Below are 15,397 nucleotides of genomic sequence, written 5' to 3'. Positions count from 1 at the left end.
TTGATTTTTAAACTATTACTATATAAAAACACAACTGTATTATGAAAAAGATAATTTTCACAGAAAATGCTCCGGCTCCAATCGGACCATATAATCAAGCCGTTCTTAAAGGAAATACGTTATACACTTCGGGTCAAATTGCAATTAATCCCGCCACTGGAGAATTGATTACTGATACCATTGAAGTAGAAACAGAGCAGGTAATGCAAAACATGAAAGCTGTACTTGAAGCGGCAGGAATGACATTTGATAATGTTGTAAAAACAACTATATTCATCATGGACATGAATGATTTTGGAAAAATAAATACCGTTTACGGTTCTTATTTCAACGAAAAAACCGCTCCAGCTCGTGAAACGGTTCAAGTGGCTTGTTTGCCAAAAAATGTAAATGTTGAAATTTCTATGATTGCTGTGCAATAGCATCTAATAATAATTGTGCCGTTGCTTCATTGGTTGCCAATGGCACATTATGTACATCACAAACGCGAATGAGCATGTTTATGTCAGCTTCATGAGGATGACTCGATAATGGATCTTTAAAAAAGAAAACCATTTTAGTTTTCCCTTCAGCGACTCTGGCTGCAATTTGAGCATCGCCTCCTAAAGGTCCTGAAAGCATTTTCTTTACTTTGAAACCTGAATTTTCGGCTTTACTTCCAGTAGTTCCGGTTGCAATCAGCTTTATTTTTTCCTCTTGTAAAATGGCTTTATTTTTATTCAAAAATTGAACTAAATCTGCTTTTTTACCATCATGAGCAATAATAGCTATTTCCATAAATTATTTATTAGCGATGTGATACGCGATAAGCCCATCAATTGGTCTTCTTAGTACGTTGCCTAAATTCAGTTCATATTTATCAAAGGTTTCTTGTAATTCTTCTTTTAAATAAAAAGCTATAGAACCTACAAAGTGAACTGGCACTTCTTTGCAATTATCAAATTGCTTAATCTGATTTTTTACAAAAGATTTCATTCCTTTGAAAATAATTTTTCTACAAAACTCCGTTTCTTTATGTTGGATCAGGAACTTTGCAAAAGTCGCTAAATAAGCATTGGGGTTAGACTCTTTGTATAATTTATTTTTAATAAAATCCGGATCCACATTGTACTCTTTTTCAAATTCAAGAGCCAATTCTTTTGGCATTTTATTAAAATAATATTTTCTTATTAATTCTTTTCCAAAAACATTACCACTACAATCATCCATAATAATATATCCAAGTGATTGTACTTTTTGATGTAATTCCTTTCCATCAAAATAACTGCAGTTTGATCCCGTACCTAAAATAGAAACAATTGCTTTCTCTCCCTTAGGCGTTGTTGCGTAAACAGCTGCATAAGTATCCTCTCTAACATCGATAATCGCATTTGGGAAATAGGTTTGAAAAACCTGTGAAAGCGCAATTTTCATTCTATCAGTTCCACAGCCTGCACCATAGAAAAACAAATGAGTGGCCTCTTTTTTATTTTGCAAAATATCGAAACGATCATTTAAACGTTCAATAATTTCGTCATTTTCTAGAATTTCTGGGTTTAATCCTAATGTTTGTGTGGTAAACAATACTTTTCCATCATCATCTATCGCAATCCAATCCGCTTTGGTAGAACCACTATCAACTATTAATCTCATTTTATTTTGGTTTTTTGGTTTTTGGAGTATGCTTTGGATAATTTTAAAACATACATTAAAAAATAAAATCCCGCTAAAAAAATATAACGGGATTTTTTGTAAATATATCTAATTATTTTAAACCTGCAATATGAACCGATAAGTCAATTAATTTGCTAGAATAACCATATTCATTATCATACCAAGATACAATTTTGAAAAAAGTAGAATTCAAACCAATTCCAGCAGTAGCATCAACTATTGAAGTTCTTTTATCAGAAATAAAATCTTGAGATACAACAGCATCTTCAGTATATCCCAAAATACCTTTCATTGTAGTTTCAGAAGCTTTCTTCAAAACAGCCATAATTTCTTCATAAGAAGTTTCTTTAGCTACTTTTACAGTTAAATCTACTACAGAAACGTCAGCAGTAGGAACACGGAAAGACATACCTGTTAATTTTCCATTCAAAGCAGGAATTACTTTCCCAACCGCTTTTGCAGCACCAGTTGAAGAAGGAATGATGTTTATACTTGCAGCACGTCCACCTCTCCAGTCTTTTCTAGAAGGACCATCAGCAGTCATTTGAGTTGAAGTTGTAGCGTGAACAGTAGTCATCAACCCTTCAACAATTTCGAAATTATCGTGAATAACTTTAGCTAAAGGAGCTAAACAGTTAGTCGTACAAGAAGCATTAGAAACTACTAAATCAGAAGCTTTTGCCGTTTCGTGGTTTACTCCCATTACAAACATTGGAGCGTCTGCAGATGGAGCAGAAATGATCACTTTTTTCGCACCACCTTTAATGTGCTCATTTGCAGTTTCGATAGTTGTGAAGATACCTGTACACTCAGCAACTACATCAACATCAACTTCATTCCATTTTAAGTCAGCTGGGTTTCTTTCAGCAGTGATACGGATATTTCTTCCGTTTACGTAAAGTTTTCCTTCTTTTACTTCTACCGTTCCATTGAAACGACCGTGAACTGAATCATATTTTAATAAATAAGCTAAGTGATCTACATCTAACAAATCGTTGATTGCTACTACCTCTACATTATCTCTGTTAAAAGATTCTCTAAAAACAATTCTTCCAATTCTTCCAAAACCGTTTATTCCTAATTTTACTTTCGACATTTTTTTTAAATTTTTTGTTATTGATTAACTTAATTTAAAGTCTAATTTCCTCACAATAAACTTCATTTTTTTTCTATGTTGACATGATATCTGAAACCCTCAGTAATTCTCTGTCTATTTCTGTTTTTCCTTTAATAGCTTGTTCTAAAGGTGTTAACGTTACTTTATCATTTTGCAATCCAACCATATAATTTGATTTCCCTTCCAATAAAGATTCAACTGCTTTTACACCTAATCTGCTGGCTAAAACCCTGTCAAAACAAGATGGTGAACCGCCACGCTGCATATGACCTAAAACCGAAACTCTAACATCGTATTCCGGTAAATTGGCTTCAACATAATCTTTTAATTCAAAGACATTTTTACCAATTTTATCTCCTTCAGCAATAACAACGATACTAGATGATTTACCCGAAGCTTTACTTTTTTGCAAGGACTCTAATAATCGGTCTAAACCTAAATCTTCCTCAGGAATTAAAATTTCTTCAGCTCCCGCACCGATACCAGCATTCAAAGCAATATGCCCGGCATCTCTCCCCATTACCTCTACAAAGAATAAACGGTTGTGAGAACTTGCAGTATCTCTAATTTTATCAATTACATCTACTACAGTATTTAAAGCAGTATCGTACCCTAAAGTATGACTAGTCCCAAAAATATCGTTATCAATAGTTCCAGGAATTCCCATTACTGGAAAATTAAATTCAGTATTGAATAATAAACCTCCTGTAAAAGTACCGTCACCTCCTATTACTACTAAAGCGTCAATTCCTGCTTTAGTAAGATGTTCGTGTGCTTTTTTTCTTCCTTCCGAAGTTTTAAATTCTAAAGATCGAGCCGATTTAAGAATCGTCCCTCCTTTATTTACAATGTTGTTTACACTTCGAGGTCCCATTTCTTTGAAGTCGCCTTCAATCATTCCCTGATATCCTCTATAAATTCCTATGCATTCTATATTATGATAAGCACATGTTCGAACAACTGATCGAATAGCTGCATTCATTCCTGGCGAGTCTCCTCCCGAAGTCAGAACACCTACTTTTTTTATTGTTTTTGGCATTATTTAAGTATTAAAGTGTAAAATTAGCAAACATTCAGCACTTTTAAAGCTGTGTTTTTAATAAATTAGTAAAGCGATTCAAATTCAAACGTTTTCGTTGATAAGTTTTTAAAAAAACAAAATAAAACGAATTTTATTTAACAAAATTGAAAAATATTCGATTTTTATTTGATAATTAACAATTAGCTTGTTTTTTTGATTATAAACCAAGACAATATACTAACTATTTGTTACTAAGACACAAAAAGAGAGTTTTCTTCTGTGTATTTTAAAAAATTAATTATGATTTTATGCAGCGCTTGGTAGTCCGAATTACTAATTGCTGTTCCTGTAGAACTGCATTCTTATTCCGAATTCGTAGTATTTGTATTTGAAAAGACCAACTAATTAGTTTTCCTCAGGAAGTAAACCTTCTTGATTTTTCTTGACCTTTTTGGTACTGGATTTTTTTGGTTTAGAAAAATTAATATAATCTGGAGACATCTCTGAATCTTGATCTTCGGCAACAGGTGCAGTTTCCCTGTCTATTTTTAGATTTTTAAAAATTTTATTGACTAACTCTTTAAAAGTATCAAAATCGACCTCGTAAGAAACCCCTAAACCTTGTGTATAACCAATTCCTTGACCTATATAATTAATATCATTTTCTTTATTAAAAAGGCGCAAATTAAGTGTTCCGTCTTCGTTAACTCTGTACAGCACTTCCACATCTCCTACAATTGCAGATTCATTAATCCCTCCAAAAGGAACTCCGAGTTTTCCGTTAATAGTAATTCTTTCATTTATTTTTGATGAAATTGTTGCTACAAATCGTCCATCCGTTTCTTTTCCTATTCTTCTATCGGCACCAATAAAATTAAGACCTACTTTAAATTTCTCATCATCAGATTGTATAATTCCACCTAATAAACTGGAAGCTGTCTCAAATAAACTTCCGGAAAAATCAGATTGGCTCACTCCTTCCGGGCTTAAAAAGCCACCAGATGATAATAAATACAAGGCTTGCGTTTGTCTTACATCCTTATCATTTAATTTATATTGAATTTCTGATTTCAAAACATTACTTACTGTTGGAAATTCAATATTAAAATCGGGCTCCGGACTGGTCAAATCGCCTCGAATACCAATAACTACTTCAACAGGCACTTTAGTGTTAAAAGAGGAGTTATCCAACAATACTGCAGGATTAGCACTCGTTTTATACACCGCTTCAAGGTTTAATTGCGCTCTCATCGGATTTCCTTCCCAAGTAATCGATCCGCCTTTTTTAACTGCAAATTTCTTATCAATAAGTCCTCCATATTTAAAATTATAGGTTCCTTCATACGCCTGGAAATCGCCCCACATATTAAACTTCCCTAAAGTATTTATTTTAAACAATAAAGATCCAAAACCTTTTCCTTTCATTCCATGACCTGTATTTCGGTCTAAAATCACTTCGACTTCGGCATCTGGAGTAATATCAAAATCAAACTCTAATTCCAGTCCGTTGTAATTTCTGGTGTTATCAGTAATACCCTTTTCCAAATTGTATTTCTCTTGAGCGGTCACAAAATGTAGAAAAACATTATCACTTACACTTTCGGCATTATTAATAGGAATTTTAATAGCCGTTCCTTTTCCAGATTTTGCGTCAACTTTTATAAACAAAGAATTCGTTGGTCCTTTTATGGTAGCAATACCATCGATAAAAGCAGTTCCGTAATAAGCGGCATCCTCACTGTCTTGGGTATTTAACGCTAAAAGCCTTTTGGAATTAATGGCTAAATCCAATTTCCAATCTCCAAAATTCTTATGCTCAATACTTCCGTTCAATTTTCCTGTAGTTCCGTATTTTGTATCCGTAAGCGTATTATTCCTGAATAGAAATTTTTCGTCAGTAAGATCAATAATTGTATTGTTGCTCAATGCATAATCAACATTCAAATACGGAATAGTAATACCGGCATCATCCAAAAATAAACGTCCATTGATATTGGGTTTTTTAAGATTTCCCTCAATAGTGGAATTACCGGATATAGAACCTCTTATATTTGATAATACTTCCCCGCCGAGTGAGTTAAGAGTTGCAATGTTAAACTTTTCGAATTTTAGTTTTAAATCAAGAATGGTTTCTTTGTTAACGATTTCAAAACTTCCATTGGCATTAAATGATTCAAAATTTTCATTTTCTAAATTAGAATTTATTGCAAACTTTCTAAGACTTTCATCTCCTTCAATTTCAAAATTCAAAGTACCTAAATCCGTTTTATTTACATTCAAATTATCGATTACGATAGAAGATGTGGGCTGATAAACATTATTATTTTGCTTGAAATTTACCTCGCCATTAATATTTCCATGCGCAACAAACTTATTATTGGCGGGCGTAATTTGGTTTAAATCAACATCTTTAAAACTTAATTTCAAATCCTTAATAGTCGCGCCTTTAAAATCGCCCATTAATGAAATCGACTGATTTTCATGCGACAATATTATATTGTCAATATTGAAGTTTTTAAATGATTTATCAAAAACAATCTGGTTATTTGGCGTTTCATTTTCATTCAAAAACCAAAGATAATCCTTGAATTTAACTTCCGATTTACTGATTCCAACTACGTTATTATTGGCTGCATTGATCGTATGATATAAATTCAGATTAAAATAATCTTCTCCTTTTGATCCGCCTTTAAATTCAGAACGAAAGAACAAAGTATCTTTCATGGTCACATTTATCACACTAAAATCACGAATTTTATAATATTTAGTTTTGATACTGTCCAATTCAATGTAAGCATTATACAGTGGATTTTTATTGTCTACCGAAACTCTGATATTATCAAATGTGTTGTTAGAAGCTATGATTTGCGGTGAATTAAAATTAAGCTTAAACTCTTGATTATCAGAGTTTATATTGCCTTTAATTATAGTATTAGAACCGATTGAAATGTCAGGATAAAATATTTCGATGATTTTATTATAAATCGAGAAATTAAAATTAAGAAACTGTCCTTTTTTTACCTTACTTGGTTTGAAATTCGTATAAAGACTTCCTAAAGAATTCTTAACTAAATTCTCTAATTGATTGAATTCATATTTACCTACAATTTCACCCTCAACAATATCTGGGGAATTTACTGTTATGGTTCTAATTCTATTTTGGTCAAAACTGGAAATTATAGTAAAATCATCAAAATTATAAATTCCTTTTGTATTTTGATAAGACGTTTTATTGATATAAACATTTCCTTGAAAATTTTCTATATTGTTTCCAGAAGCCTCAACTACAACATCACCTTTAAAAACAGAAACAGAATCTTTTATTAATTTTAATTTATTTAAATCTGCATTTTCAACATTGATATGAAAATCGTATCGGCTGTCTTTTTTACTTAAATCCAATAAACCATCAAAAGTCATACTCAAGTTAGGGTCATTTACGGTTATTTGACCTTTGTAATTAGGGCTTTTAAGGGTTCCATTAACAACAATATTAGTGTAATTGTAGTTTTTATAATCCATTTGACTGATGTCTCCTTTGATTGCGGTATTAAGATATTCTCGTTTAAAACCTTTTCCATCTACATCAATATTCAAACTTATGCTACCTAACTCCTTCTGATCAAATAATGTCCCAATATCAAAGTTTTCTAAAATTACATTCCCTAAATAGGAAGCCTTATCGATTACATCAATATTTTGTATTGCTAGGTTAGACGTTACTTTTCCTAATGCGGTAATCATAGAAAAATCAGCGTCAACTGCAGTAGTTGAAACATTAGACGTTCCTGAAGCGGTAAATCTTCCTAGTTTTTTTAAAGAAGTAGGCAATTTATTTCCTAAAATATTGGGAAGTATTACTATTAAATCATCGTAACTGGAAGTTAACTTATCAAACTTAGCATACATCGAAAATTTTTCCCCTTTTCTAGCAAACAAATTCTTGAAATTGATATCACCGTTAATTCGTGTCTTGCGATCATCAACTAATTCTAAATTTATAAATCTCAAATCATTAAGAGTTCCTTTTATACTTGCTTTGGTATAAAAATGTTGGTTCCTGCCTAATTCTTTATAAAAATAGCGAATGTCATTTGAAGCAAGTGATGCTGCGTCTAATTTTATATCAAACTGGACTTTATCCGTAAAATTAGAAAAATCTTCAATTTTATATTTTAATAAAACGGTCCCTTTCAACGTTGATTCTTTGGTCAACAAATCAAGATTTTCCAGTTTTATATTCTTTTTTGAATAACTGAATTTGGAGCTTAAATTTTTAACATACAAACCACGAAAATCCAAAAATGACATTCTATTAATCATAGTGGTAACATCCGGACCGTATATTTTGAAATCAGTTACTGAAGCGTTAAGCTTTGTAAAATCCAAGTCTTTTGGATTGTCACGATTGTCATCTGTCAAAATAAAATGACCATCATAAATTTTTAACTTATTAGCTTTTAATAAAAATTTCTTACTTGATGGCTTTCCTGTTTCAAAAGCTGCAATAAACTTATCGAGATTTGATTGTTTTTCGTTTTTGTACGTTCTCAAATTAAAAAGCAACCCGTGCAAATCTAAATCATCAAAGATTAAATCTCCATCGAGCATTTTTTTACCTTCTAAAATAGTGGTTGAAATTCTATTGGAATAAATTAAAGTATCTTTATGATGATCCCGAATCAATACTTTTTTAAATTTTACCCCTCCAAAAACTGAAATGGCAACTTCATCTATGTTAATACTGGTGCCAAAATCTTTATTGATACTATTCGTGAAATATTGAGCAATTTTTGTTTGAACAAATGGCATGGTTAGAGCAATACCGAGTACCAACAAAAGTAGGATTAGTCCAAGGAGAGAACGAAATACTATTTTTTTAATTTTTTTGATACCTATATACTATTTAAATTTTCTAATATTTCATTTTGCCTTTGGAAACGGAAGCACCTTAAATAAAAATTCTTTAATTTTGGCTGCTACAAAACGATTTTTATAATCGACTTGTCAAATGTAATTCAAAATTTGTGCCTTTTTATGCAAAATCCCGAGGTTTTTATTCTTGCTATCGAAAGTTCCTGTGACGATACCGCTGCTTCCATTTTACAAAACGATAAAGTGTTGTCAAATGTTGTTGCAAATCAGCTTATACATAATCAATATGGTGGCGTGGTTCCTGAACTGGCTTCCCGAGCGCACCAACAAAACATAGTTCCGGTAATCGATGCCGCGCTTCGTAATGCAAATATACAAAAAGAACAGCTATCAGCAATTGCCTTTACACAAGGTCCGGGACTGATGGGATCCCTTTTAGTAGGAAGTTCATTTGCAAAATCTATTGCTCTAGCTTTGCAAATTCCTTTGATTGCTGTAAACCACATGCAAGCGCACGTTTTGGCTCATTTTATAGACGAAGAAGGATATGAAAAACCTACTTTCCCTTTTTTGGCTTTGACCATAAGCGGCGGACATACTCAAATTATAAAAGTGGATGACTATTTTGACATGACTGTTATCGGAGAAACCACTGATGATGCGGTAGGTGAAGCTTTTGATAAAAGTGCAAAAATACTGGGTCTTCCTTATCCTGGCGGTCCTTTAATTGACAAATATGCACAATTAGGAAATCCAAAAGCCTTTGCATTTACAAAACCAAAAGTTCCAGGATTGGATTTCAGCTTTTCAGGTTTAAAAACGGCCATTTTATATTTTATTCAAAAGAAAAAATTAGAAAATCCAAATTTCGTTGACGAAAACCTCAATGACATTTGCGCTTCCATTCAACATACGATTATTGAAATTTTAATGGACAAATTAAAATTGGCCGTGAAGGAAACCGGAATAAAACAAATAGCAATTGGCGGTGGAGTTTCTGCAAATTCTGGAATCCGAAATACATTAAAAGAAACAGAGAATAAATACGGTTGGAAAACCTTTATTCCTAAATTTGAATACACTACCGATAATGCTGCAATGATTGGAATTGTAGGTTATCAAAAGTTTTTATCACAAAAATTCGAAACTTCTTCTGTCGTTTCTAAAGCAAGAATACAATTATAAATTATGCAATTATTTTACAATCCAAATATTACTGAATCTACTGAAACTTTTTCTTTTGACAAAGAAGAAAGCAAACATATCATTAAAGTACTACGCAAGAAAGATACCGATATATTATTTGTAACCAATGGCTTAGGTTTTTTATTCAAAACTGAAATTACATTAGCTTCGGATAGCAAATGCACCGTTAAAATCCTTTCATTCGAAAAAGCACCGGCTTCAAAATTTCATTTGCATTTGGCAGTAGCGCCAACTAAAATGAATGATCGTTACGAATGGTTTCTGGAAAAAGCAACTGAAATTGGCATACACGAAATCACACCTATTATCTGTGATCATTCTGAGCGAAAAGTCATTAACAATGAACGATTTGATAAAATTTTGTTGGCTGCCATGAAGCAATCTAATGAATTGTATTTGCCCAAATTGAATGATGCTGTGACCTTCAAAGAATTTATTAAACTTGAAAAAGAAGGTTTAAAACTAATTGCACATTGCGAAGAAACAGATAAAAAAACACTGAAATCAGTTTTGAAACCCAATGAAAATGTAACATTACTAATAGGGCCCGAAGGTGATTTTTCCGAAAAAGAAATTGCTTTAGCGCTTGAAAATAACTTTATTCCAGTTTCATTAGGCAATACTAGATTAAGAACTGAAACTGCAGCAATTGTAGCCTGTCATAGCGTAGTTTTTATCAATGAAGAAGAATAACAACTGATTTATACCATTATGAAACAACTATTTTATCTGCTGTTATTATTTTCAATACCAACATTTTCACAAGAAATTGCTTTGGTAAAATATAGCGGTGGAGGTGATTGGTATGCAAATCCTACTTCTTTACCCAACTTGATAAAATATTGTAATGTCAATATCAATACCAGAATAAAAACGAAGCCATCCACTGTTGAACCCAGCAGCCCCGATTTATTTTCGTATCCTTATGTTCACATGACGGGGCATGGAAATGTTGTTTTTAGTGATGCTGACAGCAATAATCTTAAAAATTATTTACTTGCCGGAGGATTTCTTCACATTGATGATAATTATGGTATGGACCAATATATTCGAAAAGAAATAAAAAAAATATTTCCAAATAATAACTTGATCGAGATTCCTGCCAATCATGCCATTTTTCAAAAACCATATTCGTTCCCAAACGGATTGCCAAAAATACATGAGCATGATGGAAAACGACCACAAGCCTTCGGAATATTTATAGAAAACAAATTAGTATTGCTTTACACGTACGAATGCGATTTAGGTGACGGCTGGGAAGATCCGGAAGTCAATAACGATCCCATTGACGTTCGGGAGAAAGCATTGAAAATGGGTGCCAATATTCTTAATTATATTTTTAATAATTAAGAGTTCTATTTTCAAGATTCCATTTTAAAACGGCCTATCCAAATTTAGATTTGGATAGGCCGTTTTCATTTAAAGATATTTTTTAAGCGAAATAATTTTAAAAAAAAAATCCGAACTCTGATAAACAAAAAACCTCAAAGAAATAGATAGTACACCTACAGTCATTAAAAATAAGGAAGAATAACTTGAAAAAGTTTATTTTCAACAAAAATCAAAAACATTAATTCCACACACATTTACGATATTGTTTTATTTAATGACAGAATATATCTTAAATAACTTCATTATAATTTTCAGCACTCCAATTTCACAAAAAAACCTGTATGAAAGTACTGCAAATTAAAAACCTCAAAATCAGCTAAAAGCAGTAAAATCGATCGAATGTTTTTCTTTTGGTGGATTTTTTTTCAATAAAATTTTTTTTGCGAAAAAATTGTTATAAAATTGTTAAATAATTAACCAAATCTATTAATCTTTAACAAAATTATTATGAAAAAAATTCTTTTATCTGCTGTAGCATTATTGATGCTTTTTTCTTGTCAAAATGACACAACAGAAACAACACCGGAAAACAGTGCTTTAGCGCAACGCGGTTGTGCCTCTCAAGAAGTTCTTGAAGCACAACTAAAAGCTGACCCAACATTAGCTTTAAGAATGAACGAAATTGAAGCGTTTACTCAAAAAGCAATGCTAACTGGTCGTTTAGTAAATGGGAAAATTGAAATTCCTGTAGTAGTAAATGTATTGTACAAAACTGCTGCTGAAAACATTTCTGATGCTCAAATTCAATCCCAAATTGATATATTGAACGATGATTTTAATGCAACTAACTCTGATTTTAATAGTACTCCTGCTTTATTCTCCGGAGTTGCTGCAAATGTTGGTATCACTTTCGTTTTAGAAACAGTAAACAGAAAATCTACTACTAAAACATCTTGGGGTACAAGAGACGCTATGAAAAAAACAAAACAAGGAGGTTTAAATCCTACTTCACCAACAACAACACTTAACATGTGGGCTTGTACTATAGGTGGTGGGATCCTTGGTTACGCACAATTTCCTGGTGGATCAACAGCGACTGATGGAGTTGTAATTGATTCAAAATATTTCGGATTATCCGGAAGTGGTGCTTATCCTTATAACTTAGGAAGAACTGCTACTCACGAGGTAGGTCACTGGATGAACTTACGTCACATTTGGGGTGATGCAACTTGCGGAAGTGATTTAGTTTCTGATACACCTACACACAACACTGCTAACTATGGTGTTCCAGCGTATCCACATTACAGCACTTGTACTGGAACTCCAGTAGAAATGACTATGAACTACATGGACTACACTGATGATAGAGGAATGTACATGTTCTCTAACGGTCAAAAATCAAGAATGGCTGCTATTTTTGTTTCAGGTGGAGCAAGAGCAGGTTTCGGAATATAATTTTCTTTATTTAAATGAAAGGGAGAGAGCCAAAATTGGCTCTCTTTTTTTTGTTTAGCAATCCCCAGAATAGGTGCTAGAAAACTGCATTATCTTTTGTCAGACAACCTCTATTTGATGAAAATCGGGGAGGATAAATTCTTTGTTATTCTCAGGGCAAATTATTTATTAAATGATTTAATTTTAAAAAAAACTACACCAACTATCCTTCAGAATTGATGAAAATAACTTCTAAAAAGATTATTCATAATAAAAATCAAGAATACTGATTATACACACATTTATGACATTTTTTTAATTAATGATAAAACATATCATAAATGACTTAATTATAACCACTATTTTCAATACTAAAATTTTACAAAAAAAAACTTGTATGAAAGTACTGCATATTAAAAGCCCTAAAACCAGCAAAAAGCAATAAAATCGACAGAATCATTTTTTTTAGGCATTTTTTTTAGAATAAAATTTTTTTTATGGAAAAATTGTTATAGAATTGCGTAATAATTAACCAAAACCATTAATTTATAACAAATTTATATGAAAAAAATTCTTTTATCTGCTACAGCACTTTTGATGCTTATCTCATGTCAAAATGAAGTAACAGAAACAGCTCCAGAAACTAGTGCTGTATCTCTACGTGGTTGTGCTTCTCAAGAAGTTCTAGCTGCACAAATGAAAGCTGATCCAACATTAGCGCTAAGAATGAGTAAAATTGAAGCTTTTACTGAAAAAGCAATGTTAACTGGACGTTTAGTAAACGGTAAAGTTGAAATTCCAGTGGTAGTAAATGTATTGTACAAAACTGCTGCTGAAAATATCTCACTGGCTCAAATACAATCACAAATTGATGTATTGAACGAAGATTTCAATGCAACTAACGCTGATTTTAGTAGCACTCCTGCTTTATTCTCTGGAGTTGCTGCAAATGTTGGAATTACATTTGTATTACAAAATGTAGTTAGAAAATCTACAAAAACAATTTCTTGGTCAACAAATGATGCTATGAAAAGCGGAACTAAAGGAATTGCTCCTACAACGCCTACTACAGTATTAAACATGTGGTCTTGTAATATGGGTGGTGGTATCCTTGGGTACGCACAATTTCCTGGTGGTTCTTCTGCAACTGATGGAGTTGTAATCGACAACAATGCTTTTGGACGTACTGGAACAGTTTCTGGTGTTTACAATTTAGGAAGAACTGCTACTCACGAAGTGGGTCACTGGATGAACTTACGTCACATTTGGGGTGATGCTTCTTGTGGTAGTGATATGGTTTCTGACACGCCTACACACGATACTGCTAACTATGGTGTTCCAGCGTATCCTCATTACAGCACTTGTACTGGAACTCCAGTAGAAATGACAATGAACTACATGGATTACACAGATGATAGAGGAATGTACATGTTCTCTAACGGTCAGAAATCTAGAATGGATGCTTTATTTGTTACAGGTGGAGCAAGATCAGGTTTCGGAATATAATTTTTTTTAGATTTTAAAACTCGCTACTGGTTAGCGAGTTTTTTTTTTATCATTTTCTTCGAAAAAGGCTATTAGAAAAAATGGCCTCCAATCATTAATAAAGCTAAATCCATTTTTTTATATCTATGTTTTAATCCATGTGTTTTATTTTAATCAATACTATACAGACATTTAACAGTACAGCAATAAGAAAACGAATTCAATCGAAAGTATATAAATAACCAAAACCTTAATTTTTATAACCAAAACTATTATTATGAAAAAAATTATTTTAACTGCAACGGTATTTCTAATGCTTTTCTCCTGTCAGAATGATGCTATTGATTCATCTGACACCAAAGCATTATCGTCTAATGATTTTGAAAATCGCATATGTGCTTCTCATGATGTGCTTGAAGCGCAAATGAAAGCAGATCCTACATTGGCTTTAAGAATGAACCAGATTGAAGCTTTTACAGAAAAAGCGAAGCTAACAAGCCGCTTAGTGAATGGTAAAGTTGTAATTCCAGTAATAGTAAATGTATTATACAAAACTGCCGCTGAAAACATTTCTGATGCTCAAATACAATCGCAAATTGATATCTTAAACAAAGATTTTACTGCAACTAATACTGATTTTAACAGCATCCCTGAATTATTCGCCGGAGTGGCAGCCAATATTGACATTACTTTTGTATTAGAAGGTATCAACAGAAAATCTACCACAAAAACATCTTGGGGAACTACAGATACAATGAAAAAAACAAAACGTGGAGGTTTAGATCCTACTTCACCAACTACAAAACTTAATTTATGGGTATGTACAATTGGTGGTGGAATCTTAGGCTATGCTCAATTTCCGGGAGGATCAACTGCTACTGATGGAGTTGTGCTTGATTCAAAAAATGTTGGATTATCTGGATCTGCGAATTTTCCGTATGATTTAGGGCGAATTGCAACTCACGAAATAGGACACTGGATGAATTTACGCCATATTTGGGGTGATGCCACTTGTGGAGATGATTTGGTTTCTGACACTCCAACACACAATGCCGCAAATCAAGGTGTTCCTGCTTATCCTCATTACAGTACCTGCCCTGGAACTCCGGTAGAAATGACGATGAACTATATGGATTACACCGTAAACAGAGCCATGTATATGTTCACTAACGGTCAAAAATCAAGAATGACGGCTTTATTTGTTTCAGGTGGAGCAAGAGCCGGATTCGGAATATAATTTTTTAGTTTTTAGAATTCAAAACTCGCTACTGGTT

The 15,397-nt window shown here is 32.6% G+C and carries 12 protein-coding genes; 7 read left to right on the top strand and 5 right to left on the bottom strand.

Features of this window, described 5'->3' with window-relative positions; genetic code table 11:
* Nucleotides 1-41: 41 nt before the first annotated feature.
* Nucleotides 42-422: a RidA family protein gene (locus E0I26_RS07705; protein WP_131915906.1), complete on the top strand. Its 381-nt coding sequence runs from the start codon at nucleotides 42-44 to the stop codon at nucleotides 420-422.
* Here E0I26_RS07705 and E0I26_RS07700 read toward each other — a convergent pair.
* From E0I26_RS07700 to E0I26_RS07680, 5 genes are all read right to left on the bottom strand, one after another.
* Complete coding sequence (locus E0I26_RS07700; protein ID WP_131915905.1) at nucleotides 403-777, bottom strand: methylglyoxal synthase; 375 nt, start codon at nucleotides 775-777, stop codon at nucleotides 403-405. The two genes, E0I26_RS07705 and E0I26_RS07700, sit on opposite strands and share 20 nt — an antisense overlap.
* 3 nt (nucleotides 778-780) lie before the next feature.
* Nucleotides 781-1,632: an N-acetylglucosamine kinase gene (locus E0I26_RS07695; protein ID WP_131915904.1), complete on the bottom strand. Its 852-nt coding sequence runs from the start codon at nucleotides 1,630-1,632 to the stop codon at nucleotides 781-783.
* A 112-nt stretch (nucleotides 1,633-1,744) separates the two neighbouring features.
* Nucleotides 1,745-2,749: a type I glyceraldehyde-3-phosphate dehydrogenase gene (gap, locus tag E0I26_RS07690; protein ID WP_131915903.1), complete on the bottom strand. Its 1,005-nt coding sequence runs from the start codon at nucleotides 2,747-2,749 to the stop codon at nucleotides 1,745-1,747.
* 73 nt (nucleotides 2,750-2,822) lie between these two features.
* On the bottom strand, nucleotides 2,823-3,809 hold the full coding sequence (gene pfkA / locus E0I26_RS07685) for a 6-phosphofructokinase (protein ID WP_131915902.1): 987 nt from the start codon (nucleotides 3,807-3,809) through the stop codon (nucleotides 2,823-2,825).
* Nucleotides 3,810-4,196: 387 nt separating this feature from the next.
* Nucleotides 4,197-8,603, bottom strand: coding sequence for a translocation/assembly module TamB domain-containing protein (locus E0I26_RS07680; protein ID WP_131915901.1), 4,407 nt, complete (start codon nucleotides 8,601-8,603; stop codon nucleotides 4,197-4,199).
* Nucleotides 8,604-8,828: 225 nt separating this feature from the next.
* Between E0I26_RS07680 and tsaD the strand changes: the two genes are divergently transcribed.
* The 6 genes from tsaD (at nucleotide 8,829) to E0I26_RS07650 (ending at nucleotide 15,360) form a co-directional block, all read left to right on the top strand.
* Nucleotides 8,829-9,851, top strand: coding sequence for a tRNA (adenosine(37)-N6)-threonylcarbamoyltransferase complex transferase subunit TsaD (gene tsaD, locus E0I26_RS07675; protein ID WP_131915900.1), 1,023 nt, complete (start codon nucleotides 8,829-8,831; stop codon nucleotides 9,849-9,851).
* Between the two features lie 3 nt (nucleotides 9,852-9,854).
* The gene (locus E0I26_RS07670) at nucleotides 9,855-10,565 is read left to right on the top strand and encodes a 16S rRNA (uracil(1498)-N(3))-methyltransferase (protein ID WP_131915899.1); all 711 of its coding nucleotides are present in this window, start codon (nucleotides 9,855-9,857) and stop codon (nucleotides 10,563-10,565) included.
* 18 nt (nucleotides 10,566-10,583) lie between these two features.
* Nucleotides 10,584-11,222, top strand: coding sequence for a DUF4159 domain-containing protein (locus E0I26_RS07665; RefSeq protein ID WP_131915898.1), 639 nt, complete (start codon nucleotides 10,584-10,586; stop codon nucleotides 11,220-11,222).
* Between the two features lie 489 nt (nucleotides 11,223-11,711).
* The gene (locus E0I26_RS07660; protein ID WP_131915897.1) at nucleotides 11,712-12,659 is read left to right on the top strand and encodes a zinc metalloprotease; all 948 of its coding nucleotides are present in this window, start codon (nucleotides 11,712-11,714) and stop codon (nucleotides 12,657-12,659) included.
* Nucleotides 12,660-13,199: 540 nt separating this feature from the next.
* On the top strand, nucleotides 13,200-14,144 hold the full coding sequence (locus E0I26_RS07655) for a zinc metalloprotease (RefSeq protein WP_131915896.1): 945 nt from the start codon (nucleotides 13,200-13,202) through the stop codon (nucleotides 14,142-14,144).
* 256 nt (nucleotides 14,145-14,400) lie between these two features.
* The gene (locus tag E0I26_RS07650) at nucleotides 14,401-15,360 is read left to right on the top strand and encodes a zinc metalloprotease (protein WP_131915895.1); all 960 of its coding nucleotides are present in this window, start codon (nucleotides 14,401-14,403) and stop codon (nucleotides 15,358-15,360) included.
* The last annotated feature ends 37 nt before the right edge of the window (nucleotides 15,361-15,397 follow it).

The sequence above is a fragment of the Flavobacterium rhamnosiphilum genome (assembly GCF_004349195.1).
GTDB lineage: Bacteria > Bacteroidota > Bacteroidia > Flavobacteriales > Flavobacteriaceae > Flavobacterium > Flavobacterium rhamnosiphilum.
Note: the sequence above shows the minus strand (reverse complement) of the source record. Positions and strands in the feature narration are given on the sequence as shown.